This window comes from Nocardioides anomalus (assembly GCF_011046535.1).
Lineage (GTDB): Bacteria > Actinomycetota > Actinomycetes > Propionibacteriales > Nocardioidaceae > Nocardioides > Nocardioides anomalus.
This window is the reverse complement of record NZ_CP049257.1, coordinates 2,304,827-2,330,170: the sequence shown is the minus strand read 5'-3', so window position 1 is coordinate 2,330,170 and position 25,344 is coordinate 2,304,827. Positions and strand designations below refer to the sequence as shown.

Sequence of the window (25,344 nt, the reverse complement as noted above, 5' to 3'; positions counted from 1 at the left end):
TCCGCGTGCACCGCGCACGCTCGACCTCCACGACGACAGGTGTGCTGTGCCCTCGGTGCTGACGGACGGCCCGGCCTCCGGGCGGACCGAGGAGTGGGTGCGCCACGCGCGGGAGCTCCGCGAGGCGCCGGTCGAGCGGGTGCTGGCGTGGGTCGGCGCGGCGGGCGCGGACGTGCCGGTGCCGGGCGCGGGGGAGACGCTCGCGCGCGGCGACCTGCTCGCGGGCGTCGCGGCCGAGAGCCTGACGGTCGCGCGGATCGCCGAGCCCCACCTCGACGCGCTGGCGATCCTGGCCGAGGCGGGCCAGACGCCGCCGGCCGGCGCGACGTGGGGCGTGTGGGCGGCGGAGGGGCCGGGGGACCGGCTCGAGGCGGCGGGCGCCCGTGCGGGCGGCGGCTGGACGCTGACGGGACGCAAGCCGTGGTGCTCCCTGGCGGGGTCGGTCAGCCACGCGCTGGTCACCGCCTGGGTCGGCCCGGCCGAGCGGCGGCTGTTCCGCGTCGAGCTGGCCGCGCCGGATGTCCACGTCGAGGAGCCGGCCTGGGTCCCCACGGGGCTGCGCCGGGTCGTGACCACCGCGGTGCGCTTCGACCACGCGCGCGCCGTACCGGTGGGGGCCGAGGGGTGGTACCTCCAGCGGCCAGGGTTCTGGTGGGGCGGGACCGGGGTCGCGGCGATCTGGTACGGCGGGGCGGTCGGCCTGGCGCGGACGCTGGAGCGGCGCACGCGCGAGCGGGACCCGGACCAGATCGGGCTGCTGCACGTCGGCGAGGTGGACGCCGCCCTGCACGTCGCGCGGACCGTTCTCCTCGAGGCCGCCCGCGCGATCGACGCCGGCGCGGCCACCGGGCGGGGCGGCGCGCTGCTGGCGGCGCGGGTCCGGCACGTGGTGGCAGGGGTCGCCGAGGACGTCCTGGAGCGCGTCGGGCACGCGCTGGGGCCGGGTCCGCTCAGCGCCGACGCCGACCACGCGGCGCGGGTGGCCGACCTCGGCCTCTACGTCCGCCAGCACCACGCCGAGCGCGACGCCGCCGCCCTGGGCCGCCTCGTCCTGGAGGGCGACGTCGCGTGGTGAGCTTCACGCACGACGGACCGGGCACCGCGGCGTCGACCTGGGCCGCGCGCCTGGACGCGGCGACGCTGCCGGCGCTCGATCTCGGGGACGTCGACCGGGTGGTGGTCGTGGCCGCCCACCCCGACGACGAGTCGCTCGGCGCCGGCGGGCTGCTGGCCCGGGCGAGCGCGCGCGGGCTCGAGAGCGTCGTGGTCGTGGCCACCGACGGGGAGGCGAGCCACCCGGACTCGACCACCCACACCGCGAGCAGGCTGGCCGAGCTCCGCCGCGCGGAGGTCGAGAGGGCGCTCGCGCGCCTCCACGCCGGTGCGCGCCTCGTGGCGCTCGCGCTCCCGGACGGGCGGCTGGCCGACCACCAGAGCGCCCTCACGACCACCCTGGTCGAGCTGATCGGCGACGGCCGGCGCAGCCTGGTCGTCGCGCCGTGGCGGCGCGACGGGCACCCCGACCACGAGGCCGCCGGCCGGGCCGCGGCCGCCGCGGCGGTGCGGACGGCGGCGCGGCTGTGGGAGTACCCCGTCTGGTGGTGGCACTGGGCCACGCCGGAGGACGCGCCGTGGTCCGACCTGGCCGTGCTGGCCCTGGACGCGGCCGAGGTGGCGGCCAAGGCGGCGGCCGGCGACGCGCACGCCAGCCAGGTGCACCCGCTGTCGGACCGACCGGGCGACGAGGTGCTGCTGAGCGCGGAGTTCCGGGCGCACTTCGAGGGCGACCGGGAGCTCTTCGTCCTGCAGCCGGCCGAGGACAGCGCCCTCGACGACCTGCACGCCGAGGCCGACGATCCGTGGGGGGTCGACGTGGACTTCTACGAGGAGCGCAAGCGTGGCCTGCTGCTGGCGGCCCTGCCCCGCGAGCGGTTCCGCCACGGGCTGGAGGTGGGCTCCTCGACCGGTGCGCTGGCCGCGGACCTGGCCGCCCGCTGCGACGCCCTGCTCGTGGTCGACGCCTCGGCCCACGCGGTGGCGGCGGCGCAGCGCCGGTGCGCCGGCCTGCCCGGCGTACGCGTGGAGCAGCGGCGGGTGCCGGCCGCGTGGCCGCAGGCGCCGGCCGGCGGGTTCGACCTGGTCGTGCTCTCGGAGGTCGGCTACTTCCTCAGCCCGCGCGACCTCGACGAGCTGCTGGCCCGCATCGGGGAGTCCCTCGCCGAGGACGGCGTCCTCGTGCTCTGCGACTGGCAGCACGAGGTCCAGGGCTGGCCGCTGGACGGGGTCGCCGTGCACCGGGTCGTCCGGGCGGCCGGGATCCGGCCCGTCGTGGCGACGTACGCCGACCGCGACGTCGAGCTGCTCGTCCTGGCGCACCCCGAGGTGCTCCCGGAGCCCCAGGCCGACGACGGGTCCCACGATGGGTGACGCGCCGATCGCGGCCGTGCTGGTCGTCGTGCCCGCCCGGGACGAGGAGGCGCTGCTCCCCGGCTGCCTCGCCGCGCTGAGCGCTGCGCTCGAGCACCTGCACGGCGTGCGCGACGTCGCGGCGGAGCTCGTCGTCGTGGCCGACCGCTGCGCCGACCGCACGGCCGCCCTGGCCGTCGACGCCGGGGCCTGGGTGGTCGCCGCGGACGAGGGCTGCGTCGGCGCGGCCCGCCGACGCGGGGTGGAGGCCGGCCTGAGCCGCCTGCCGCGCGTCGCCGCGGACCGGGTCTGGGTGGCCAGCACGGACGCGGACACCCGCGTGCCGCCGCGGTGGCTCACCCACCAGCTCGCCCTGGCCGACGACGGCGTCGATCTGGTCCTCGGTCGCGCCGTGCCCGACCCCGACGAGATCGACGCCGCCACCGGGGCGCGCTGGCACCAGCGCCACCGGACCCCCGCCGAGCTCCCGGTCCACGGCGCCAACCTCGGCGTGCGCCTCGACGCCTACCGTGCCGCGGGCGGCTGGCCCCGGCTGCCCGAGCACGAGGACCGCCAGCTCGTCGACGTGCTCCTCGGCCTGGGCACGCCGTACGCCCCCGGGCTGGACGTCGTCACCTCGGCGCGCCTGGCCGGCCGGTCGCCGGGTGGGTACGCCGGCTACCTGCGCGACCTGGTGACCGAGCTCGACGGCACGACCGACGTGGTGGGGTGAGCGCGGCGGACACCGGTGCCGAGCCCCTCGCGGTCGCGCTGTGGGAGCAGGCCCGCGACCACGAGCAGGCCGTCCGCCGGGTCCCGGACGACGACGTGGCGCGCGACGTGCGGGCCCGGGTCCGCGCTCTGGCCGCGGGGTCCGGCGTCCGGATCCGCACCGCGCGGATCGACGACACCGTGGTCGTGGTGCGCCTCGATGCCGCGGTCTGGGACGACGACACCGCCACCATGCGCCGCAAGCTCGGACTCCCCGCGGACGGGGCGGCGCCCGACCTAGGGTGAGCGGCGTGGGGCGCGCAGGATCGGCGGGGTCGGACGAGCGGTGCGTCGTCGGGGTCGACCTCGGGACGCTGTCCGGTCGGGTCGTGGTGGTCCGGGTCGCGGACGGCGCGGTGCTGGGCTCGGCGGTGCACGAGTACGCGCACGGGGTGGTCGAGGGCGAGTGGCGGGGCCGGCGGCTGGCTCCGGGGTGGGCGCTGCAGGTGCCGGAGGACTACCTGGAGGTGCTGCGGACGGCGGTGCCGGCGGCCCTGCGGGTCGCCGGGGTGCGGCCCGAGGCGGTGGTCGGGATCGGGTGCGACGCGACGTCGTGCACGGTGCTGCCGACCGACGCGACGGGCACCCCGCTGTGCGCGCTGCCGGAGTACGCCGACCGGCCGCACGCCTACGCGAAGCTGTGGAAGCACCACGCCGCGCAGGGCCGGGCGGACCGGATCACCGCGCTCGCCGAGGCGCGCGGCGAGACCTGGCTGGCGGCGTACGGCGGGCGGATCTCGGCCGAGGGCCAGTACGCCAAGGCGCTGGAGCTCTTCGAGGAGGACCGGCCGCTCTACGACACGATGAGGCACTGGGTCGAGGTGTCGGACTGGGTGGTGTGGCAGCTGGGTGGGGCCTACGTGCGCAACGCGTCGGCGGCCGGCTACAAGGGCATCGGGCCGGAGGGGGTCTCGCCGTCGGCTGAGTTCCTCGAGGCGCTGGCGCCGGGCTTCGCGTCCTTCGTGCCCGACAAGCTGGCCCACCCCGTCGCCCAGCTGGGGACGCGCGCCGGTCGGCTCACCGCCCAGGCGGCGGCCTGGACCGGGCTGCCCGAGGGCATCGCGGTGGCGACGGGCAACGTGGACGCGCACGTCACGGCGGCGGGCGTCGGGGCGGTCGAGCCGGGTCGGCTGGCGCTCATCACCGGCACGTCGACCTGCCACATCACCAGCGCCGACGTGCGGCGCGAGATCCCCGGCGTCTGCGGGGTGGTCGAGGGCGGCGTGGTCGCGGGGCGCTTCGGCTACGAGGCCGGTCAGAGCGGGTCGGGCGACATCCTGGCCTGGTTCGCCCGGACCGGGGTGCCCGCGGCGTACGTCGAGGCGGCCGCGGCGGCGGGGGAGTCGGTGCACGAGCACCTGACGCGGCTGGCCGGCGGGCTCGAGGTGGGGGCGACGGGCCTGGTCGCGCTGGACTGGCACAGCGGCAACCGCTCGGTGCTGATGGACCACGAGCTGAGCGGCCTGGTGGTGGGCCTGACCCTGGCCACCCGGCCCGAGGAGGTCTACCGGGCGCTGCTCGAGGCGACGGCGTTCGGCACCCGTGTGGTGGTGGAGGCGCTGGAGGGCGGCGGCGTCCCGGTGCGCGAGGTGTTCGTGGCCGGCGGGCTGACCGGCAACCCGCTGCTCCTGCAGATCCTGGCCGACGTGCTGCGCCGGCCGCTGTCGGTGGTGCGGGTGGAGCACGCCGGCGCGCTCGGCTCGGCCGTCCACGCCGCGGTCGCGGCCGGCGCCTACGCCGACGTGCCGACCGCGGCGCGGTCGATGGCCGCGGACCGGGTCGACGTCCTCGTGCCGGACGAAGCACGGGCGCAGGCGTACGACGCGCTGTTCGCGGTGTACACCGAGCTCTACGACGGCTTCGGCCGCGAGAGCGACGTGATGCGCCGGCTCGCGGCCGTGCGGCGTGCGGCCCTCAGGAGCCCGACACCCGGATGACGGTCTTGTCCCCGGTGCGGCCGACGGCGTGGGCGAAGGCGTCGGCGGAGCGCTCGAGGGGGAAGTGGTCGCTGACCAGGGCGTCGAGGTCGACGCCCGTCGTGGCCAGCTCCACGGCCCTCGGGTAGGTCTCGTGCATGCGCCGGACCATCGCGAAGGTGAGGCCCTTGCGGCGGGCGGCGGCGGCCGGGAACGCCGAGGTCGGCCCGGACGGGATCCCGCCGAGGGCGATCCGGGCGCCGAGACCGGCGCCGGCCACGGCGGTGGCGATGCCCTCGTCGGAGCCGGCCATCTCGACCACCACGTCGGCGCCGCGCCCACCGGTGATGCTCATCAGCTCCTCGACGGCGCCCTCCGGCGCCCAGGCCGCGTCGGCCCCGAAGGCCAGCGCGGTGGCGCGCCGGTGGCCGAGCGGCTCGGACACGAACACCCGGGCCGCGCCGGCCCGCCGCGCGACCGCGCCGACCAGGACTCCGATCGGGCCGGCGCCGACCACGAGGACGTCGTGGCCGGAGCGGACGTGGGCGTGCCTGACGGCGTGGATCGCGACGCCCAGCGGCTCGAGGAGCGCGCCGGCGTCGTCGCTGAGGTCGTCGGGGAGCGGGACGAGCAGGTGGTCGGGCCAGAGCAGCCGCTCCTGGAGCCCGCCGTCCAGGCTCTGGTGCCCGGCGAACAGGATGTTCGGGCACAGGTTGCCGTGCCCGGCGCGGCACTGCTCGCACGCGCCGCACGGGATGGCCGGGTCGACCGCGACCCGCCGGCCGACGTGCGGCCCGTCGAGGGCGACGCCGGCGAACTCGTGGCCCGGCATGACCGGGTCCTCGATCGAGACCTCGCCGGTCCCGCCGTCGGCGTACCAGTGCAGGTCGGAGCCGCAGATCCCCACCGAGGTGACCGCCACCGTCGACCAGCCATCCGGCGGCTCACCCGGTGCCGGCGCGTCCTCGATGCGCAGGTCGCGGACGGCGTGCAGCCGGGCGACGCGCTGGCTCAGGTCGACCACGTGTACGCCTCGGGCGCCGGTCCGCCCGGCCCGGGGAACAGCTCGTCGAGGCGCTGGAGGGTCTTGTCCTCCAGGCTCAGCTCGAGCGCCGGGTAGGAGGACGTGAGCTGCTCGAGGGTGCGGGGGCCGAGCACCGGGGCGGTCACCGCCGGCTGGTGCAGCAGCCACGCGAGGGCCAGCACCGTCGGCGTCGTGTCGAGCTCGGCGGCCAAGGCCTCGTAGTCCTGGAGCCGGGTCAGGTTGTCCTGGATGCGCGCGGTGCGCGCGTCGTGCTCGAGCAGCGTGGAGGAGTCGCCGCGGCGGCCCTCGCCGGCCTTGGCCGCCGCACCGGCCAGCAGCCCGCCGGCCAGCGGGCTCCAGGGCAGCAGCCCGATGCCGTAGTGCTGCGCGGCCGGGAGCACCTCGAGCTCGACGGTGCGCTCGAGCAGGTTGTAGAGCGACTGCTCGGAGGCGAGCCCGAGGAAGTGGCGCGCCCGCGCGCTCTCCTGCGCGGCGGCGAGGTGCCAGCCCGCGAAGTTGCTGCTCCCGACGTACAGCACCTTGCCGTCGCGGACCAGCCGCTCACACGCCTCCCAGATCTCGTCCCACGGCGCGGTGCGGTCGACGTGGTGGAACTGGAACAGGTCGATGTGGTCGGTCTGCATGCGGCGCAGGCTGTCCTCGGCCGCCTTGCGCAGGTGCTTGGCGGACAGCCCACCGCTGTTGGGCCACGAGCCGGTCGGGTTGTAGGCCTTGGTGGCCACCACCACCCGGTCCCGGCGGTCGGGGTCCTGCGCGAGCCAGCGCCCGAGGATCCGCTCGGACTCGCCGCCGGCGTAGATGTCGGCGGTGTCGAAGAAGTTCACCCCGTGCTCGAGCGCGTCGTCCAGGATCTCGACGCTCGCGGCCTCGTCGGTCTGCCAGCCGAAGTTCATGGTGCCGACGGCGAACCGGCTGACCGTGAGGCCGGTCCGGCCGAGGTGGGTGTACTCCACGGTGTCTCCAGGTGCGTCGGTACGACGGGGCGCGTCCCTGGATCCTCGCCCACCGCGTCGAGCGCGGCAAATCGTTTGGCATCACCCCGGTCGGTGCGCCACTCGCTGTCCTCGCACCCGGATGCGCCGGGGCTGCTCGGCGCGAGTGTGCCGGCGGCGGTCGAGGTCGTCGGACCGGCTCGAGCGGACCGACGCGCCATGTCGTGGCGACCGGATCGCGTCGAGCGAGGCGCCACCGCCACCCGCGGTCTGCTGAGGGACACGTCCGTGCACTCGGCGGCGGAGCGCGACCCGGAGCACGGCTGGGCGCTGGTGGTCCGGCCCTGCTGGTCGGGGCGGCCTCCGCCGACGTCCGCTGGGAGGACTCGCAGGTGGCGTGCGACCTCGAGCACGCCGGGCCGCTCATGGACGTCGTTCTAGGGTGACCGCCGTGACGAGGACCGCGGACGTCGTGGTGGTCGGGGCCGGCGTGATCGGGGCGGCGATCTCGCTGGAGCTGGCGCGGGCCGGGCGTGAGGTCGTGGTCGTCGACAAGGCCGGTGGGGTGGGGCACGGGTCGACGAGCGCGTCGAGCGCGATCGTGCGGTTCCACTACTCGACGCGCACGGCGGTGGCGCTGGCGTGGGAGGCGCGGCAGGTGTGGGCCGACTGGGCGGCGCACCTGGGGCGGGACGACGCCGAGGGGCTGGCGCGGTTCGTGCGGACGGGGATGCTGGTCCTGGAGGCGGAGCCGGGGGAGTCGGCGGCGATCACGGGGGACTTCGACGCGGTGGGCGTGCCGTGGGAGCGGTGGACGCCCGCGCAGGTCGGGGCCCGGCGCCTCGACGCCGGCGCGTTCGGGCCGCCGGCGCCGGTGGACAGTGAGGCGTTCTTCGCCGACGCGCACGGTGAGCTGGGCGGGACGTGGACGCCGGACGCGGGGTACGTCGACGACGCGGCGCTCGCCGCGCACGACCTGGCCGAGGCGGCGCGCGCCCGGGGGGCGACGTACCTCCTGCGGCACGAGGTCAGCGCCGTCGAGGAGGGCGGGAGCCGGCGGTGGTGGGTGGTGGCCCAGGGGCAGGCGATCGAGGCCGACGTGGTCATCAACGCGGCCGGCCCGTGGTCGAGCGCGGTCAACGCGCTGGCCGGGGTGGGCGCGGAGTTCACGGTCACCTCGCGGCCGCTGCGCCAGGAGGTGCACTGGCTGCCGACCGCAGAGGGACTCCCGTTGGCGCTGGCCGACCCCGACCTCGGCACCTACCTGCGCCCGGCCGCGGGCGGGCTGCTGGTCGGGGGGATGGAGCCGGAGTGCGATCCGCTGGAGTGGTTGGCCGACCCCGACGAGGCGGACCCGCGGGTGAGCGCGGCGACCTACGAGGCGCAGAGCCTGCGCGCGGCCCGGCGGATCCCGGGGCTCAGCGTGCCAGGGCGGCCGAGCGGCGTGGTCGGGGTGTACGACGCGGCGAGCGACTGGACGCCGGTCTACGACCGCACCGGCCGGCCGGGCTTCTACGTGGCCATGGGCACGAGCGGCAACCAGTTCAAGAACGCCCCGGTCGTCGGCCAGCTGGTGGCCGCGCTCGTGGAGGCGGTCGAGGCCGGCCACGACCACGACCGCGACCCGCTGGTGTGGACGGCGCCGCGGACCGGTCAGCCGATCGAGCTGGCGACGTACTCCCGGCTGCGCACGGTCGACCCGGACGCGCCGACCAGCGTCATGGGGTGAGCAGGTAGCGGTCGAACCACGCGACCATCCGCGCGCACTGGTCGGCCAGCGCCGGCAGCGCCTGCACGCCGTGGCCCTCCTCGGGGTAGATCGCGAGCGCCGAGTCCACGCCCTGCTCGACCAGCGCGTGGTGGAACTGCTCGGCCTGGCTGGCCGGGGTGGCCAGGTCGCGGGCGCCGGCGGTGAGCAGCGTCGGCGTGCGGCAGCGGGCGTGGTGGGTGAGCGGGTTGCGGGTCTGGTACTGCGAGTCCGGGTCGAAGGGCTCGCCGTCGAGGAAGATCGCGTCGAACTCCGCGATGTTGCTGGTCAGGTGTTGCGAGCGCCAGTCCGTCACCGGTGAGCGGGCCACCGACGCCCGGAACACGTCGGTCAGGCACGGCACCCACGCGGCCATGAACCCGCCGTAGCTCTGCCCGGTGATGGCCAGCCGGTCGGGGTCCGCCACGCCGTCGGCGACCAGCCGCTCGACGCCGGTCAGCACGTCGTCCACGTCGAGCCCGCCCATGTCGTGGCGCACCGCCTCGGCGTACGCCGCGCCGCGGCCGGCGCTGCCGCGCGGGTTGGGCCGGAACACGGCGTAGCCGCGAGCGACGAGCAGCGAGGTGTGCGCGTCCCGGCCGATCCAGCCGTCCTGGTAGGCGCCGACCGGGCCGCCGTGCACGTGCAGCACGAGCGGGTGCGGGCCGTCGGCGTCCGGCACCGTGACCAGGCCCTCGACCTCGAGCCCGTCACGGGAGGTCCAGCGCAACTCGGTGGTGCGACCGGTGGTGGCCACGACGTGCGCGGTGCCCGGGCCGGCGGTGTCCAGCAGCACCTCCGGGCCCGAGGCGCCCAGCCGGACGAGCCGGGGCGGCACGTCGCTGCGCTCGAGGGCCAGCACCGGCCGGCCCTCGTGGTCGAGGCCACCCAGGTCGGGCTGGTAGAGCCCGGTCGTCTCCCGTCCGCACCACAGCTCGGAGGCCGCGCCGGTCTCGACGTCGACGGTCCCGACGACGGTGTCCAGGCGGCGGTGGCCGATGAACAGGATGCGGGCCTCGTCGAGCCAGCGCTGGTCGGTCACGTGCACGTCGAGGGTGTCGACCGCGACGCCGTCCGAGCCCGGACGGCCGACCACGAGCTCCCCCGCGAGCAGGTCGCGGTCGCTGGCGAAGCCGCTCAGCACCGACCACGCGCGCCCGGACGGCGAGGTGTGCGGGTGGGCCAGCTGGTCCGGGCCGCGGTGCAGCTCGGCGACCTCGCCGTCGCGGGAGACGGTGACCAGCCGGGCGGTGTACCAGGCGCCCTCGCCCGCGCCCTCGGTCACCAGCGCGACCAGGCCGTCGTCGTACCAGTCGGCCTCCCAGACGTTGAGGTCGCTCAGCGTGGTGGTGGCGCCGGACGCGACGTCCCACACCACGAGCTGGCGGCGACCGCCGGTGAACGGCAGCACCGCGGGCTGCCAGGACTCGGTGCGCGCGTCGCCCACCGAGCCCGAGCCCCAGGTGTCGGAGACCTCCGCGCCCGGCTGGGCCACCACGAGGGCCAGGGACGCGCCGTCCGGCGAGAAGCGCGCGGCCTCGACCGTCCCGTCGAGCCCGGCGGCCCGGGCCACCTCCCCGGCGTCGGGGTCGACGACGACCGCGGTGGCCGGCTCGTCGCCGTACGCCGCCACCACGCAGAGCCGGGTGCCGTCCGGGGACCACACCGGCCAGCTCGACGAGGCGGCGTCGGGCAGCAGGGGGCGTGGCGGTGCGCCGTCGGCGACGAGCGCGACCTGGCGCCGCACGTCCTCGTCGGCGCAGGACCGCAGCCCCAGGGTGCAGGCGACGACGTCCCGGGCGGGGTGCGGGGCGACCTGCGAGACGTCGGCCAGCCCGCCGGGGCCGGTCTCCCGGCTCCGACGCTGGTGCGCGGCCACCCAGGCCAGCGTCTCCGCGGGCGGGTCGGCCAGGCCGGTGGGGGTCATGCGGGTCTCCTTGCGTCCGGGGCGAGGTGTGACCCAGGATGCCGCTTGCAAATCGATTTCGCACCACCGCCCGCCCAGCCCGCGTCCGAGGAGGACCATGGACACCACCCGCACCCGTCAGGCCCTGATCGTCCGGGGCGGCTGGGAGGGCCACAGCCCGGTCGAGGCCACCGACCGGTTCATCCCGTTCCTCGAGGAGCAGGGGTTCCAGGTCGAGGTGCACGACGACCCCGAGGTCTACGCCGACGCCGACAAGCTGAGCGCCACGGACCTGGTCGTGCAGTGCTTCACCCAGGGCGAGGCCAGCGACGCGGCGGTCCTGGGTCTGTCCGCGGCGGTGGCCAACGGCACCGGACTGGCCGGCTGGCACGGCGGGGTCTGCGACTCCTTCCGCGGCTCCCCGGACTACCTGCACCTGACCGGCGGCCAGTGGGCCGCGCACCCCGGCGGCTTCGTGGAGTACGACGTGCAGGTGCTCCCGGAGCAGGCCGACCACGAGCTCGTGGCCGGGCTGAACCCGACCTGGTCGCTCAACACCGAGCAGTACTGGGTGCTCACCGACGAGCTCAACGAGGTGCTGGCCACCACGACCTTCGAGCCCGCCGAGGGCACGCCCTGGCACGAGAGCGTCACCTGCCCGGCCGTGTGGACGCGGCGCTGGGGCCAGGGCCGGGTCTTCGTCTCGACCCTCGGCCACAAGCTCGAGGACCTCGACCACCCCGACGTGCGCACGCTCACCGAGCGCGGGCTGCTGTGGGCCAGCCGCTGACCGAGGCGACGGCCGGGCCCACGAGGATCGTCCTCGACACCGACCTGGCCATGGGGGCGCCGGGCTCGGACATCGACGACGGCTTCGCCCTCGCCCTCGCGCTGGCCGACCCGGACCTGCGGGTCGAGGTGGTCACCACCGTCGGCGGCAACAGTGACGTGCAGACCTCGACCCGGCTCACCCACGCGCTGCTCGAGGTGCTCGGGCGCACCGACGTACCCGTCGTCCAGGGCCTCCCGGCCGACGACGACGCCGCGCACGAGATCGTGCGCCGGGTCCTGGCCGAGCCGGGCGAGCTCACGCTCGTCACCATCGGGCCGCTCAGCAACATCGCGCGGGCCCTCGAGCTCGAGCCGCGGGTGGCCACCGCGGTGCGCGAGGTCGTGGTGATGGGCGGGGTCTACCTCGAGCAGACCAACGTGGCGGCGATGCCGGGGGAGTACAACTTCTGGTGTGACCCCGAGGCCGCGCAGGCGGTGCTGCAGAGCGGCCTGCCGCTGCGGCTGGTCGGGCTCGACGTGACCCGCCGGGTCCGGCTGACCCGGGCGGACGCCGAGCGGATGGCCGACAGCGGCGCCTTCGGCCGGCTCGCCGCCGAGCACACGCTCGGTTGGATCGCCTTCCAGGAGCGGGTGAAGCCGCACGAGGAGATCGAGCAGGGCAGCTGCGCGCTGCACGACCCGCTCGCCGTCGCGGTGGTGACCCGCCCCGAGCTGTGCACCTGGCGCGCGGCGCACGTGGACGTGGAGACCGAGGGCCGCTTCACCCGCGGCGTGGCGGTGGCCGACCTGCTCATGTGGCAGGACCCGCCCGCACCGAACTGCCGGATCGCCACCGAGGTCGACGCGGAGACGTTCCAGCAGCTGTTCGTGGAGAGGCTGGCCGGGCTCCCGTGAGCAGGCAGGTCGACGTGGTCGTCGTCGGCTCGGTCAACCGCGACTACGTGTGCCGGGTCGACACCCTGCCCGCGCCCGGCGAGACCGTGCTCGGCGGCGAGGCCAGCGTCGGCTCGGGCGGCAAGGGCGGCAACCAGGCGGTGGCGGCCAGCCTGCTCGGCGCGCGGACCGCGATCGTGGCCCGGGTCGGTCGCGACGACGACGGCCGGGCGCTGGCCAAGGACCTGGCCGAGGCGTGGGTGGACACCACCGAGCTGGTGGCCACCAGCACCCGCACCGGCATGGCCTTCGTCCTGCTCGACGCGGCCGGCGAGAACGCCATCGTGGTGGCGCCGGGCGCCAACGAGCGCCTCGAGCCGGCCACGACCTCCCGGGCGGTGCGCGAGCTCCTGGCCCCGACCGGTGTCGTCGTCACCCAGGCCGAGATCCCCCAGGACGCGCTCGAGGCGGCCGTCCGGGCCGCGGGGGAGGCCGGCACGCGCGCGGTGGTCAACCTCGCGCCGTACCGGCCGCTGCCCGAGGACGTGCTCGCCCTCTGCGACCCGCTCGTGGTCAACGAGACCGAGGCCGGGCAGCTGCTCGGGCGCGAGGTGCGCGGCGTCGTCGACGCCCGCGCCGCGGTCACCGAGCTCGCCGGTCGCTGCCGCTCGGCGGTGGTCACCGTCGGCGCCGACGGCGCGGTGCTCGGCAGCGGCGGCGACGGCGGCAGCGTGGAGCACGTGCCCGCCGAGGCCACCGAGGTGGTCGACACCACCGGCGCCGGCGACGCGTTCACCGGCGCGCTGGCCGCCGCCCTCAGCGCCGGCACCGACCTCGTGGAGGCGGTGCGGATCGGCGTGCGCGCGGGGACGTACGCCGTCGCCCGGCCCGGCGCCCAGGCGTCGTTCGCCCGGGCCGCCCAGCTCGGGGTCCAGCCGCTGCACCACCGCGACTGAGTGTGGTTGACCCCACACTCCGCCAGACCGTACGGTGCGCTGGCAAACCGATTTGCACGACGAGGAGGCCCGATGGGCGTGACCAGCACCGGCGACGACGCCCGGCCCCTCGGCGTGGCCATGATCGGCTACGCGTTCATGGGTGCCGCCCACTCCCAGGCCTGGCGCAACGCCCACCGGTTCTTCGACCTCCCGCTGCGCCCGGCGATGAACGTCGTGTGCGGCCGCGCCGAGTCGGCCACCCGGGACGCGGCCGAGAAGCTCGGCTGGGCCGGGTGGACCACGGACTGGCGCGACGTGCTCGAGCGCGACGACGTCCAGGTCGTCGACATCTGCACGCCCGGGGACTCCCACGCCGAGATCGCCGTCGCCGCCCTCGAGGCCGGCAAGCACGTGCTCTGCGAGAAGCCGCTGGCCAACACCGTGGCCGAGGCCGAGCAGATGACCCAGGTCGCCGAGGAGGCCGAGGGCCGCGGCGTGCTGTCGATGGTCGGCTTCAACTACCGGCGCACCCCCGCCCTGGCCTACGCCCGGCAGCTCGTCGAGCGGGGCGTCGTCGGCGAGCTGCGCCACGTCCGCGCGCAGTACCTCCAGGACTGGATCGTGGACCCGGAGTTCCCGCTGGTCTGGCGGCTGCAGAAGGACAAGGCCGGCTCCGGCGCGCTCGGCGACATCGGCGCCCACATCGTCGACCTGTCGCAGTTCCTCACCGGCCAGCGTCTCACCGAGGTGGCCGGGCACCTGACCCGCTTCGTCGAGCGCCGCCCGCTGCCCGAGGCGGCCTCCGGGCTGAGCGCGAGCGGCGGGACCGAGCTGGGCGAGGTGAGCGTCGACGACGCCGCGGTGTTCTCCGGTCGCACCGACGGCGGCGCGCTGGCGACGTACGAGGCCACCCGCTTCGCCACGGGACGCAAGAACGCCATGCGCATCGAGCTCAACGGCTCGGCCGGCAGCATCGCCTTCGACTTCGAGGCGATGAACGAGCTCCACGTGCACGACGCCACCGCCCCGGCCGCCGACGCCGGCTTCCGCCGGATCCTGGTCACCGAGGCCGAGCACCCGTACGCCGCCGCGTGGTGGCCACCGGGTCACGGGCTCGGCTACGAGCACACCTTCGTCCACGAGATCGCCGACTTCGTCCGCGACGTCGCGGCCGGCACGGCGCCCACCCCGTCGTTCGCCGACGGCCTGCAGGTCCAGCGCGTCCTGGACGCCGTCGAGCGCTCCTCGGACGCCGGCGCCGCGTGGACCAAGGTCTGAACAGCCACCCCTGCACCCGCACACCCCCGGAGAGGTCGTACCTGAGTTGAGCAAGCTGCGCGTCGGCGTCATCGGCCTGGGCGAGGTCGCCCAGGTCATCCACCTGCCGATCATCGAGTCGCTGCCGGACCGCTTCGAGCTGGCCGCGGTCTGCGACATCTCGCCCGGCGTCCTCAAGCGGATCGGCGAGCGCTACCGCGTGGACCGGCAGTACCTCGACGCCGGCGAGATGATCGCCGACGGCGGGCTGGACTGCGTGTTCGTCCTCAACAGCGACGAGTACCACGCCGAGTGCACCATCACCGCGCTCGACCACGGCCTCGACGTGCTGGTCGAGAAGCCGATGTGCCTCAGCCCGCGTGAGGCGCAGGAGATCATCGCCGCCCGCGACCGCTCCGGGAAGACCGTGATGGTGGCCTACATGCGCCGCTTCGCCCCGGCGTTCACCGAGGCCGTCGAGAGGCTGCCCGAGCTCGGCGAGGTGCGCTACGTCCGCGTCCACGACGTGATCGGCGAGAACCGGCTGATCGTCGACCAGACGTCGTACGTCGACCGCCCCGACGACATCCCCCAGGAGGCCGTCGACGAGAAGTGGGCGCGCCGCTCGGCGCTGGTCGAGGAGGCCCTCGGCGACGTGCCGCAGGAGCTGGAGTGGACCTACGGCCTGCTCTGCGGCCTGGGCAGCCACGACCTGTCGGCCATGCGCGAGCTGCTCGGCTCCCCCAAGGCGGTGTCGGCGGCCAAGATGTGGCGCAGCGGCGGGTACGTCGTCGCACTGCTCGACTACGGCGACTTCGTGGTCACCTACGAGACCGGCGTCGACGACCAATTGCGCTACGACACCTACATCGAGGTCTACGGCGCGCGCGGGACCATGAAGGTGCAGTACGACACGCCGTACGTCCGGCACTTCCCGACCACGCTGCAGCTCGAGCTGACCGACGGCGACAGCTACACGCGCTCGGTTCGCCGCCCGCACCTCAAGGACCCCTACACCTACGAGATCGAGTACTTCCACGACGTGGTCACCCAGGGCGGCACGCCCAAGACGACGCCCGAGGACTACGTCGCCGACATGGAGCTGTTCGTCGAGATCATCCGGGCCATCGAGCGGTCCTCCTGAGCACCACCCGAAGATGAGTCGAACGCCGCCGTGCAGAGGCAGCGCGGGGGAGCCGCACCCGTCCGTAGCGTCGGGGCCACCACCTCAGATCCGCTGAGACCACCGAGAGGCGAGCACCGTGCTGACCGAGCAAGACGTCGAGTCGTTCCGCACCCAGGGCTACCTGCTGCCCGGGCGCCAGCTGTTCTCGGAGGACAAGCTGGCCCGGCTGGAGCAGATCTTCAACGAGCACCTGTCCGACAAGGGCGACAAGCTGTCCGACGAGCTGGACACGCCGCACTACCGCGACGCGCGACTGCTGGACTTCCTGCTCTCCGACGAGGTCCTCGACACCGTCGAGCCGCTGGTCGGGCCGGACATCGCGCTGTGGTCGAGCCACTTCATCTCCAAGGACCCGTTCACCGGCCGGGCCACGCCGTGGCACGAGGACAGCGCGTTCTGGGAGGGCCGGTTCGACAGCTACGACCACATCGTGACCATCTGGCTGGCCCTGGAGGAGGGCTCGTTCCGCGAGAACGGCTGCATGCGCGTCATCCCGGGCTCGCACCTGGGCGGCGGCTTCTCGGAAGGCTACGAGCCGGCCGACATCACCACCCAGACCTTCCACGCCGAGCTCGGCGGGGTCGACGAGGACCAGGCGGTCTACTTCGAGCTGAAGCGGGGTGAGTTCTCGATGCACGACGGCCGGATCGTGCACGGGGCCCGGGCCAACACCAGCCCGACCCGGCGCACCGGCTACACGATGCGCTACTTCCCCTCGTCGGTGAAGATGCAGGACGTGCCGCAGAACGAGGGTTGGAAGATCTGGCTGGCCCGGGGCGAGGACCTGGCCGGCAACGACTACGCCAACGTCCCGGCCCCGGCGTGAGGCTGGGGCTGCTCACCGCTTGCCTGCCCGGCGAGTCCCTCGACGACATCGCCGGGTGGGCGAGCGGGCACGGGTACGACGCGCTGGAGGTCGCGGCGTGGCCGGACCGCCCCGGTCGTGACTGGGAGGCCAGCCACCTCGACGTCGAACACTTCGACCACGCCGAGGCCGCACGGGTCCGGGCCCTCTTCGACGGCCTGGGGCTCGGGCTGTCGGCCATCGCCTACTACGAGAACAACCTGCACCAGGACCCCGCGGTCCGCGAGGCCACCCACGACCACCTGCGCCGGTGCATCGACGCCGCCGCCCTGCTCGGCGTCGGCCTGGTCGGCACCTTCGTCGGCCGCGACGTCTCGCTCACCGTGGCCGAGAACATGCGGCTGGCCGAGAAGGTGCTGCCGCCGCTGGTGTCGTACGCCGCCGAGCGCGGCGTGCGCCTGGTCATCGAGAACTGCCCGATGGAGGGCTGGCACCCCGACGGCTACCCGGCCAACCTGGCCTACTCCCCGGAGCTGTGGGGCTGGCTGGCCGACCTCGGGCTGTGGCTCAACTACGACCCCTCGCACCTGGTGTGGCAGGGCATCGACCCGGTCGCCGCCCTGGACGACCACGTGGACCGGGTGCTGCACGTGCAGGCCAAGGACGTCGAGCTCGACCCGTGGGCCCGCAACCGCTACGGCGTGTTCGGCCGGGTCATCGACAAGCAGGAGTGGGTCTCCGGCTGGTGGCGCTACCGCATCCCCGGCCTCGGCGAGGTCGACTGGCGCCGCGTGGTCGACACCCTCCACCAGGCCGGGTACGACGGCGTGGTGTCGGTCGAGCACGAGGACCCCGTGTGGAGCGGCTCGCTCGAGCGGGTCCAGCAGGGGCTCACCATCGCCCAGCGCACCCTGTCGCCGTACGTCCAGATCTGACCCTTCCTCCTCCTGCGAAAGGCCACCCATGCACCGCGGTGTCTACTTCGACGCCTGGTTCCCGCGCCAGCACTGCTACCACCCGAGCCTGCCGCCGCGGCGGCTGCGGATGGTCGACGACCTCGTCGACTTCCGCGCCACCGTCCTGGTCTGGGCGTCGATGGGCGGCGGCTCGCTGGCCCTGCCCTACCTCGAGCAGGAGGCCTTCGGGCCGGTCGACGCGCGCTCGCGCTTCTACGGCTTCGTCAACGACAGCGAGTTCATCGCCGCCTGCCACGAGCAGGGGATCAAGGTGCTCGGCATCGTGTTCGAGGCGCAGGGCTGGGAGTTCCCCGTCGAGCTGAGCAAGGACGAGGACGAGGTGCTCGCGCTCAACGAGCTGCGCGGCGTCGGCAAGCGGGACTGGATGGGGCTGCGCGAGTTCAGCTCCAACCGCTACCCGAAGCTGTGGAAGCCGGTCGAGCACTACTTCCCCGACGGTCTGGTCAACAGCCTCGGCGAGCCGGTCACCGACCTCATCGAGGAGTGCGTGGTCCGCGACATCCACCAGCAGCCGTGCCACGCGCACTGGGTGGAGTGCCCCGACCGCGAGCACCAGTGCTACTACATGGACCGCAACAACCCGGTCTGGCGCGAGTACCTCCAGGCGGTCATCCGCATCCAGATCGACGCCGGCGTCGACGGCATCCAGCTCGACGAGGCCGAGCTCCCGATGGGGGCGTTCCAGTACGGCGCGTGCTTCTGCAAGGACTGCCTGGCCGGCTTCCGCGCGTACCTCTCCGGGCTGCCCGCGCTCCCGTCCGCGCTGGAGGGTGTGGACCTGGCGACGTTCCACTACGGCGAGTGGCTGCTCGAGCGCGGCTACGACTTCAAGGAGGGCCGCGAGACCACGCCGCTGTTCGGCGACTACTACGCCTTCCAGTGCCGGGCCATCACGACCTACTTCGGCGAGCTCGCGGCGTACGCGCGGGAGTACGCCCGCTCGGTCGGCCGCGAGATCATCGTGTCCGGCAACTTCTTCAACCTCGAGCCGATGTACCTCGCGCTGGCCGAGGACGTCGACCTGGTCATCACCGAGATGCGCAACACGACCTACCGCCAGCCCGAGTGGTACCGCTACGTCGCGGCCTTCGCCGGCGACAAGGACGTGGTCGTCGTCGAGAACCCCTACGGCGGCGTGGTGCCCGAGCTGATCGAGCTGCTGGGCCAGGGGCGGGGCTACGACCTGTTCCGGCTCTCGCTGTTCGAGGCCGCCGCCATGGGCGCGAACATGTCGGTGCCCTACGGCTCGTGGATGGGCAGCGTCATCGAAGACTCCTTCTACGCCCCGCACGGGCTGGCCACCGGGATCCAGGCCTTCCTGGCCGACCACGAGGCGCTCTTCGCCCGGCGCACGGCCAACGAGGTGGCCGTGGTCTTCGGCGTGGAGACCACCCGTGAGCTCATCGGCAAGGCCGACGCCAGCGACAACACCACCAACGCTCGCGACGAGTCCGTGGTCGTGCCCTACCGCGTGGTCACCTCGACCCTCGCCGGTGCGACCGTGCCGTTCGACGTGGTCATCTGGGCCGACGGCGTCACCGCGCCCGACCGGGCCAGCGCCGCCGAGCTGGCGCGCTACGCCACGGTGGTGCTGCCCGACGTCTACACGCTCACCCCCGCCCAGCGGCTCGCCGTGGAGGAGTACGTCGCCGGTGGCGGCACCGTCGTCGTCACCGACCGGGCCGCACCCGACCTGCCCGCGGGCGTCCGCACCGCCGCCCACGACTCCCTGGCCGAGCTGCTGCCGCACGGACCGCAGGTGACGTCCTCGGTCCCGGCCGCGGCCAACCTGCAGCAGCTGGCCGACGGCGCGGTCGCGCTGCACCTGGTCAACTACGACTACGACCGCGCGGCCGACGCCGTGCGCCCCGTGCCCGACGTACCGCTCACCGTGCGGCTGCCCAAGGACGCCCAGCACGCCACGCTGGTCACCACCGACGGCGCCCGGGCCCCACTCGAGCTGGACGCCGAGGACGGACTGCACCGGGTGACCCTGCCCGAGCTGGGGCTGTACTCGATCGTGGTCCTCCACGACGGGGACCTGCCGTGAAGGTCGCGGTCCTCCGCGGACCGCAGCGCTTCGAGGTCGTCGACGCACCCGTGCCCGACCTGCGACCGGACGAGGTGCTCGTCCGGGTGGCCGCCTCCGGCGTCTGCGCCTCCGAGCTCGAGCCCTGGCTGGACGGCCCCGGCGACGGCGAGGAGCGCCACCTCGGCCACGAGGTCAGCGGGGTGGTCGAGGAGGTCGGCGTCGAGGTCGAGGACCTCGTCGTCGGCGACCGCGTCGGCGTCTGGGTCACCGAGCGCGGCTTCGCCGAGCACGTCGCCGTCCGCGCGGCGTACTGCTTCCGCGCCGGCGACGGCCCCCTCGACCTCGCCCTGGCCGAGCCCATCGCCTGCGCCGTCAACGCCGTCGAGCTCGCCGACCCCCGCCTCGGCGACGATGTCGTGGTCATCGGCGCCGGCTTCATGGGGAACCTGGTCCAGGCCCTCGTCGCCCTCCGCGGCCCCCGGTCGCTGACGGTGGCCGACGCCCGGCCGGACGCCCTGGAGCGCGCCGACGCCCTCGGCGCCACCCGCACCGTCGACGTCACCCGCGACGACCTCCCCGCCGTCGTCCGCGAGGTCACCGACGGTCGCGGCGCCGACGTCACCTTCGAGTGCACCGGCACCGAGCGCGCCCTGGTCACCTGCGGCGACACCACGCGGATGAGCGGCAAGATCGCGATCGTCGGCTTCCACCAGGGCGACGGGCGGACCATCCCGCTCGGCTACTGGAACTGGATGGCGTTCAGCATCCTCAACGGCCACTTCCGCGACGTCGCCACCATCATGCGCGGCATGGATGTCGGCATGCGGCTGCACTCGACCGGCCGGCTGCCCATGGAGCGGCTCGTGACGCACCGGTTCGCGCTGTCCGACATCAACGAGGCGTTCGCGACGTTGCGGGACAAGCCGGAAGGGTTCGCCAAGGCGGTCATCGTCTTCTGAGGTTGTGGTCTGGGTGCTGCGTCTCGTGGTGCGGGCTCTCGGGCCCGTCCGCCTGTGGACTGACCCGGCCTCCGCCGGATCCGGTGTTCACCGTCGAAGGCAACCGACGCCGTGTTGCACGCGGCTGCTTCCAGCCCTCTTGCGTTGGGTGTGCGTGCCCCACGCCGCGGATTCAGCCTTCGACGGCGAACCCCGGCCCGGCGATGGCCGGGTCAGCCCACAGGCGGCCTGGTCTGGCGGCGGCACCGTCTCGTCTCCGTCTTCACGGGTGGGTGGGGGTGTGGTGCGGGTTGCCGCGGCCGGCGCCGCCGAGAACTTGTAACGCGCAGTTATCGGATCTTCCGACCCGTTGCAACGGGTCGACAGTTCCCGTAACTGAGCGTTACAAGTGCGTGGAGGCGGACCGCAGCGTGGCCGCCGAAGGCGGCCGCGCTTGTGTGGGGCGGGGCGCAGCCTCGCCCTCAGCGCGCCCTCACCAGCCAGACCGGGTCCCGCTGTCAAGGACGGACCTCTCGCCAAAGGCCGCCGTTCGCCACGAAGTGGCGCGTAGCGTCCTTGACAGCGGGAGTCGGGGTGGTGAGCGCGCGGCCGCTACGCAATTGATCACGTCGAGGAGGAGAGGCCGCATCGGCACAGCGGAAACCCAGTGGCCAGCACGGACGACCCGAGCACCTGGCGACAGCCGGTCGAGTGGGTGGGCGGCATGGGTGGGCCGGCGTTCCGGGCGGCCGCCAACGTGCCGGTGCTGACCGAGGCGTTCGACCAGCTGGTCGGGGCCGGTCGGTGGGTGCCGCGCGAGGCGTTGGGGTCGTTCCCGATCCGGTTCCCGCACTCCGTCGAGCCGGACGACGCGGGCTGGCACGTCGAGGGCAGCTACGCCAGCGAGCACGGGCCGGGGTGGTGGACCAACGTGTTCTCGCGTGAGCGGCTGCTGCTCGTGCTGTTCCTGTTCAGCGACGTCGCGGCCGAGGACGCACCGACGCGCATCCGCGTCGGGTCCCACGTCGACGTGCCTGCGGTCCTCGCGCCGTACGGCGAGCGCGGGGCGCCGCCGCACGAGCTCGGGCCACTCGTGGACCGGGCCAGTGCGGACCGGCCGGTGGTGCTGGCGACCGGCCGGCTCGGGGACGTGTTCGTGTGCCACCCGTTCCTGGTGCACGCGGCGCAGCCGCACCACGGGAGGCGGCCGCGGCTGCTGGGTCAGCCGGGACTGGCGCCGGTGGTGCCGGTGCGGCTGGACCGGGCCGAGGAGGAGTCCTCGGTCCTCGAGACCACGATCCGCGACGCCCTGGCCGGCTGACGGGCCGGAGCGGTCAGGCGGTGCCGCGCTCGACGAGCGCGCACGGCAGCACGACCGTGCGCCCGGGGCCCGTGTAGCGGTGGGCGAGCCGGCTCATGAGCAGGTCGCCGGCGGTGCTGCCGGCCTCGTAGGCCGGGTTGCGGACGGTGGTCAGCGTGGGCGTGACGATGGTGGCGGCGTCGACGTCGTCGAAGCCGACGATGGCCAGGTCACCGGGGACGTCGAGGCCGCGCTCGTGGGCGACGTCCATGGCGCCGATGGCCATCAGGTCGTTGGCGCAGAAGACGGCGTCCGGCGGGTGGGGGAGCGCCATGAGGCCCTGCATCGCGGCGTACCCGCCGCGGCGGGTCCAGTCGCCGCGGACCATGAGCTCGGCCGGGACCTTGCGCTTGGCGGCGACCATGGCGGCGCGGAAGCCGGCCGTGCGGGGGCCGCCGTAGCGCGGGGGCCCCTGGATCATGGCGATGCGCTGGTAGCCGCGGTCGGCCAGGAAGGCGCCGGCCTCGCGGGAGCCGGTCTCGTCGTCGGGGACGACGGCGTCGCACAGGGGGTGGTCGAGCTGCTCGCCGATGCAGATGATCGGGGTGGTGTGGTCGGCGGGGGAGAAGGTGACCTGCGAGGCGGTCTCCCCGGAGGCGAAGACGATGCCGTCGACGCCGCGGTCCATGACGTCCTGGAAGAACTTGGCCTCGCGCTCGTGGATGCCGTCGGTGTTGCACACGAAGGTGCCGTAGCCGGCGCCGTCCACGGCGTCGGCCAGGCCGCGGGTCAGCACGGCGTAGAACGGGTTGGTGAGGTCGGGGACCATCACCGCGACCATGTGCGAACGCCGGGTGCGCAGGTTGCGGGCCACCGCGTTGGGCCGGTAGCCGAGCTCGCGGATCGCGTCCATCACCGTGTCGCGGGTGGTGGCGCCGACCACGCGCTTGCCGGACAGCACGTGCGAGACGGTGGTGGGGCTGACCCCGGCGTGCAGGGCCACCTCGGCGATCGTGACCCGCCCGGGCGGCGCCGGCGCGCGGGTCGACTCGCGCGTCGACTCGCGCGTCGACTCCCGGGCTGGCATGGCGGTACGGTACTGCACGCAAAACGATTTGACCCTGCAGGAGCGTCGTGACCGACCTGGTGGAGCGCTACAGCGTGGAGTCGCTGCTGCTCCCGGACGCCGGCGCGCGCGTGATGCAGCCGGTGCTGCGCAAGGTCGACGTGCACTGGCACGACTACTACGAGCTGAGCCTGGTCCTCGACGGCGAGGCCGACCACGTGGTCAACGGCCGCACGCACCGGCTGCGGCCGGGCAGCGCCTTCCTGCTGTCGCCGGCCGACTTCCACGCGATCGACCCCGGCTCCGGCACGCTGCGCTGCTTCAACACCGTCATCGACCCCGGCCTGGTCGAGCGCCAGCTCGACGCGCTCGGCCCGGTCGCGGGCGACGCCTTCCCGTGGCTGACCGACGACTTCGCCGACGCCGAGACCGACCTGCGGCGCCTGCAGCGTGAGTTCGAGGAGCCGCGGCTCGGCTCGCGCGGCGTCACGGCGGGACTGGTCGCCCTCCTCGTGGTCGAGCTGGCCCGGCGCAGCGGCGTGGCCGAGCCGCCGCGCGACCGTCCGCGCGGCGACGACGACCTGCGCGCCGCGGTGCTGTACGTCGACCGCCACTTCCGCGAGCAGCTCACCCTGGCCGAGGCGGCGGCCCAGGCACACCTGTCGCCCAACTGGTTCAGCGAGCGGTTCCGGGCGCACACGGGCTCGTCGTTCCAGAGCTACCTGCAGGAGCGCCGGCTGCGCTTCGCCCGCTCGCTGCTGGCCTCGACGTCGCTCACCGTGACCGAGGTCTGCCACGCGGCCGGGTTCGGCGACCTCTCGCACTTCGGCCGCGCGTACCGGCGCCGCTACGGCACCGCGCCGTCGGCCCGGGTGCCGGCCCCGGGTGCCGGCCCGGGGCGCGCCGCAGGTCGGGCCTGACGCCCCGGGCGCCTCCGATCACGATTTGTGACGACGCTCACGGTTGGTCATTGACAACGGGTGGCGGTCCAGCCGATGCTCTCCGCGAGGACGCCAAACGATTTGCACGATCGTGCGCGATGGCCCTCGAACCGGTGCCGATCCCGACCGAGAGCAGGGTGTTGATGAAGGTCAAGAAGTCCTGGAAGGTCCCGACGGTCGTCGTCCTGGCCTTCGCCACGTCCATGAGCCTCGCCGCGTGCGGTGGCGACGACGGCGACAGCGACAGCAAGCCGAAGGCCGACGTCGGCAAGGGCGAGGGACCGGTCCAGGACCCCACCTCTCCGACGACGGTCACGTTCTTCTCCTGGGTCGGCAACGAGCCGCAGATGAAGAAGTTCGCCGACGAGTTCCACTCCCAGCACCCGAACATCACCATCAAGTTCGAGAACGCCCCGGCCGAGAAGGCCGGCGAGGTGCTGACCACCCGCATCGCGGGCAACAACGCGCCCGACGTGGCCTACGTCAACGCCAGCGACACCGCCGACTACGCCGCCCGCGGCGCGCTGGTCGACCTCGACAACTACATGAGCCGCAGCGACGTGGTGAAGCCCGACGACTACGTCGACGGCTTCAAGACCTTCGTCAGCTACGACGACAAGATGTGGGGCCTGCCGTTCGACGGCGAGACCACCGGCCTGTTCTACCGCCTCGACCGCTTCGCCGAGGCCGGCATCACCGAGCCGCCGAAGACCTGGGACGAGTTCCAGGAGGACGCCGAGAAGCTCACCGACACCGACAACGGCAAGTACGGCTACGAGATGTTCGCCTCGGAGTCGGCGTACTACTTCTACCCCTGGCTCTACCAGGCCGGCGGCGACGTGCTCTCCGAGGACGGCACCGACATCGCCTTCGACAGCGACGAGGGCAAGGAGGCGGCCGACTTCTACGTGAACCTGGCCAAGTACTCCCCGCCGGACTACCTCAACTCGAACAGCTACGACGGCCGCACGGCCTTCGCCCAGGGCGACGTGGCGATGTACATGGCCGGCGCCTGGTTCGCCGGGACCATGGACGACGAGTTCCCCGACATCAAGGGCAAGTGGGCCGCGGCCCCGCTGCCCGACGGCGCCGCGGGCTGCAAGACCACCATCGCCGGCGACGCGCTGGTGATGTTCAACCAGAGCAAGGTCTCCGACGCCGCGTGGCTCTGGATGGAGTTCCTCTCCCAGCCCGAGAACCTCGCCGACTGGACCTACAAGACCGAGGGCACACTGCTGCCGCCCACCAAGACGCTGCTGGAGAGCCCGGACCTCGAGGCGGCCAAGCCGGTGCTCAAGCCGTTCGCGGACCTGATGGACTGCGGCGTGGCCAGCTCGGTGAGCAACCCGAAGTACCCCCGCATCGAGACCATCCTGAACGACGAGCTGGGCAAGGCCATCTACGGCGACCAGACCGCCGAGGAGGCGCTGGACAACACCGCCCAGCAGGGGCGCGCCATCCTGGCTCGCTGACCGACCGACACACACCCGCCGCCGCCCAGGCCCCGTGCCCGGGC

General features: G+C 74.2%; 22 protein-coding genes. 18 read left to right on the top strand and 4 right to left on the bottom strand.

All coding sequences use genetic code 11. From position 1 onward, the window contains the following. Positions 1 to 46: 46 nt before the first annotated feature. From G5V58_RS11765 to araB, 5 genes are read left to right on the top strand one after another with little or no spacing between them, the layout of a single operon-like run. Positions 47 to 1,075, top strand: coding sequence for an acyl-CoA dehydrogenase family protein (locus G5V58_RS11765; RefSeq protein WP_230487284.1), 1,029 nt, complete (start codon positions 47 to 49; stop codon positions 1,073 to 1,075). Next, complete coding sequence (locus tag G5V58_RS11760; protein ID WP_165232690.1) at positions 1,069 to 2,427, top strand: bifunctional PIG-L family deacetylase/class I SAM-dependent methyltransferase; 1,359 nt, start codon at positions 1,069 to 1,071, stop codon at positions 2,425 to 2,427. Before G5V58_RS11765 ends, G5V58_RS11760 begins: the two co-directional genes overlap by 7 nt. After that, positions 2,420 to 3,139, top strand: coding sequence for a glycosyltransferase (locus G5V58_RS11755; protein ID WP_165232687.1), 720 nt, complete (start codon positions 2,420 to 2,422; stop codon positions 3,137 to 3,139). Before G5V58_RS11760 ends, G5V58_RS11755 begins: the two co-directional genes overlap by 8 nt. After that, positions 3,136 to 3,423 (top strand): hypothetical protein, encoded by a 288-nt coding sequence (locus tag G5V58_RS11750; RefSeq protein WP_165232684.1) that lies wholly within the window; start codon positions 3,136 to 3,138, stop codon positions 3,421 to 3,423. Before G5V58_RS11755 ends, G5V58_RS11750 begins: the two co-directional genes overlap by 4 nt. Positions 3,424 to 3,428: 5 nt before the next feature. Then, a complete protein-coding gene (gene araB / locus G5V58_RS11745) occupies positions 3,429 to 5,114 on the top strand; it encodes a ribulokinase (protein WP_196240586.1) in 1,686 nt (561 codons plus the stop codon). Here araB and G5V58_RS11740 read toward each other — a convergent pair. Together G5V58_RS11740 and G5V58_RS11735 are read right to left on the bottom strand one after the other, a co-directional pair. Continuing rightward, positions 5,092 to 6,117, bottom strand: a complete 1,026-nt coding sequence (locus G5V58_RS11740) for a zinc-dependent alcohol dehydrogenase (protein ID WP_230487283.1) — start codon at positions 6,115 to 6,117, stop codon at positions 5,092 to 5,094. The genes araB and G5V58_RS11740 overlap by 23 nt on opposite strands. Further along, positions 6,105 to 7,091 (bottom strand): aldo/keto reductase, encoded by a 987-nt coding sequence (locus G5V58_RS11735; RefSeq protein WP_165232678.1) that lies wholly within the window; start codon positions 7,089 to 7,091, stop codon positions 6,105 to 6,107. The genes G5V58_RS11740 and G5V58_RS11735 overlap by 13 nt, the downstream gene beginning before the upstream one ends. Before the next feature lie 430 nt (positions 7,092 to 7,521). Here G5V58_RS11735 and G5V58_RS11730 point away from each other — a divergent pair, with 430 nt between their 5' ends. Next, positions 7,522 to 8,799: an NAD(P)/FAD-dependent oxidoreductase gene (locus tag G5V58_RS11730; RefSeq protein WP_165232675.1), complete on the top strand. Its 1,278-nt coding sequence runs from the start codon at positions 7,522 to 7,524 to the stop codon at positions 8,797 to 8,799. Here the strand turns inward: G5V58_RS11730 and G5V58_RS11725 are convergent. After that, entirely contained in the window at positions 8,789 to 10,744 is a 1,956-nt protein-coding gene (locus G5V58_RS11725; protein WP_165232673.1) for a S9 family peptidase, read from the bottom strand. The two genes, G5V58_RS11730 and G5V58_RS11725, sit on opposite strands and share 11 nt — an antisense overlap. Positions 10,745 to 10,841: 97 nt before the next feature. Here G5V58_RS11725 and G5V58_RS11720 point away from each other — a divergent pair, with 97 nt between their 5' ends. The 10 genes from G5V58_RS11720 to G5V58_RS11675 all read left to right on the top strand — a co-directional run bounded on the left by G5V58_RS11720 (position 10,842) and on the right by G5V58_RS11675 (position 21,842). Further along, positions 10,842 to 11,513 carry a ThuA domain-containing protein gene (locus G5V58_RS11720; protein ID WP_165232670.1) on the top strand — a complete coding sequence of 224 codons (672 nt, stop codon included), beginning with the start codon at positions 10,842 to 10,844 and terminating at the stop codon, positions 11,511 to 11,513. Next, positions 11,498 to 12,409 (top strand): nucleoside hydrolase, encoded by a 912-nt coding sequence (locus G5V58_RS11715; RefSeq protein WP_165232667.1) that lies wholly within the window; start codon positions 11,498 to 11,500, stop codon positions 12,407 to 12,409. Before G5V58_RS11720 ends, G5V58_RS11715 begins: the two co-directional genes overlap by 16 nt. Continuing rightward, positions 12,406 to 13,344 (top strand): ribokinase, encoded by a 939-nt coding sequence (locus G5V58_RS11710; RefSeq protein ID WP_165232664.1) that lies wholly within the window; start codon positions 12,406 to 12,408, stop codon positions 13,342 to 13,344. Before G5V58_RS11715 ends, G5V58_RS11710 begins: the two co-directional genes overlap by 4 nt. A gap of 72 nt (positions 13,345 to 13,416) precedes the next feature. Next, positions 13,417 to 14,604 carry a Gfo/Idh/MocA family protein gene (locus G5V58_RS11705; RefSeq protein ID WP_165232661.1) on the top strand — a complete coding sequence of 396 codons (1,188 nt, stop codon included), beginning with the start codon at positions 13,417 to 13,419 and terminating at the stop codon, positions 14,602 to 14,604. A gap of 46 nt (positions 14,605 to 14,650) precedes the next feature. Next, positions 14,651 to 15,727 carry a Gfo/Idh/MocA family protein gene (locus tag G5V58_RS11700; RefSeq protein ID WP_165232658.1) on the top strand — a complete coding sequence of 359 codons (1,077 nt, stop codon included), beginning with the start codon at positions 14,651 to 14,653 and terminating at the stop codon, positions 15,725 to 15,727. A gap of 118 nt (positions 15,728 to 15,845) precedes the next feature. Further along, positions 15,846 to 16,595, top strand: a complete 750-nt coding sequence (locus G5V58_RS11695) for a phytanoyl-CoA dioxygenase family protein (protein ID WP_165232655.1) — start codon at positions 15,846 to 15,848, stop codon at positions 16,593 to 16,595. Further along, a complete protein-coding gene (locus tag G5V58_RS11690; protein ID WP_165232652.1) occupies positions 16,592 to 17,509 on the top strand; it encodes a sugar phosphate isomerase/epimerase family protein in 918 nt (305 codons plus the stop codon). The genes G5V58_RS11695 and G5V58_RS11690 overlap by 4 nt, the downstream gene beginning before the upstream one ends. Positions 17,510 to 17,537: 28 nt before the next feature. Continuing rightward, positions 17,538 to 19,601: a type 1 glutamine amidotransferase family protein gene (locus tag G5V58_RS11685; RefSeq protein ID WP_165232649.1), complete on the top strand. Its 2,064-nt coding sequence runs from the start codon at positions 17,538 to 17,540 to the stop codon at positions 19,599 to 19,601. Continuing rightward, positions 19,598 to 20,542, top strand: coding sequence for a zinc-binding dehydrogenase (locus G5V58_RS11680; RefSeq protein WP_165232646.1), 945 nt, complete (start codon positions 19,598 to 19,600; stop codon positions 20,540 to 20,542). The genes G5V58_RS11685 and G5V58_RS11680 overlap by 4 nt, the downstream gene beginning before the upstream one ends. 646 nt (positions 20,543 to 21,188) lie before the next feature. Next, the gene (locus G5V58_RS11675; protein ID WP_230487282.1) at positions 21,189 to 21,842 is read left to right on the top strand and encodes a phytanoyl-CoA dioxygenase family protein; all 654 of its coding nucleotides are present in this window, start codon (positions 21,189 to 21,191) and stop codon (positions 21,840 to 21,842) included. Between the two features lie 13 nt (positions 21,843 to 21,855). On the opposite strand, the gene G5V58_RS11670 is transcribed toward G5V58_RS11675, so the two are convergent. Further along, positions 21,856 to 22,908 carry a LacI family DNA-binding transcriptional regulator gene (locus tag G5V58_RS11670; RefSeq protein WP_165232643.1) on the bottom strand — a complete coding sequence of 351 codons (1,053 nt, stop codon included), beginning with the start codon at positions 22,906 to 22,908 and terminating at the stop codon, positions 21,856 to 21,858. A 47-nt stretch (positions 22,909 to 22,955) separates the two neighbouring features. On the opposite strand from G5V58_RS11670, the gene G5V58_RS11665 reads away from it, so the two are divergent. Together G5V58_RS11665 and G5V58_RS11660 are read left to right on the top strand one after the other, a co-directional pair. Next, positions 22,956 to 23,807 carry an AraC family transcriptional regulator gene (locus tag G5V58_RS11665; protein ID WP_165232640.1) on the top strand — a complete coding sequence of 284 codons (852 nt, stop codon included), beginning with the start codon at positions 22,956 to 22,958 and terminating at the stop codon, positions 23,805 to 23,807. Positions 23,808 to 23,926: 119 nt separating this feature from the next. Then, positions 23,927 to 25,300, top strand: coding sequence for an ABC transporter substrate-binding protein (locus G5V58_RS11660; RefSeq protein ID WP_165232637.1), 1,374 nt, complete (start codon positions 23,927 to 23,929; stop codon positions 25,298 to 25,300). Positions 25,301 to 25,344: the final 44 nt, after the last annotated feature.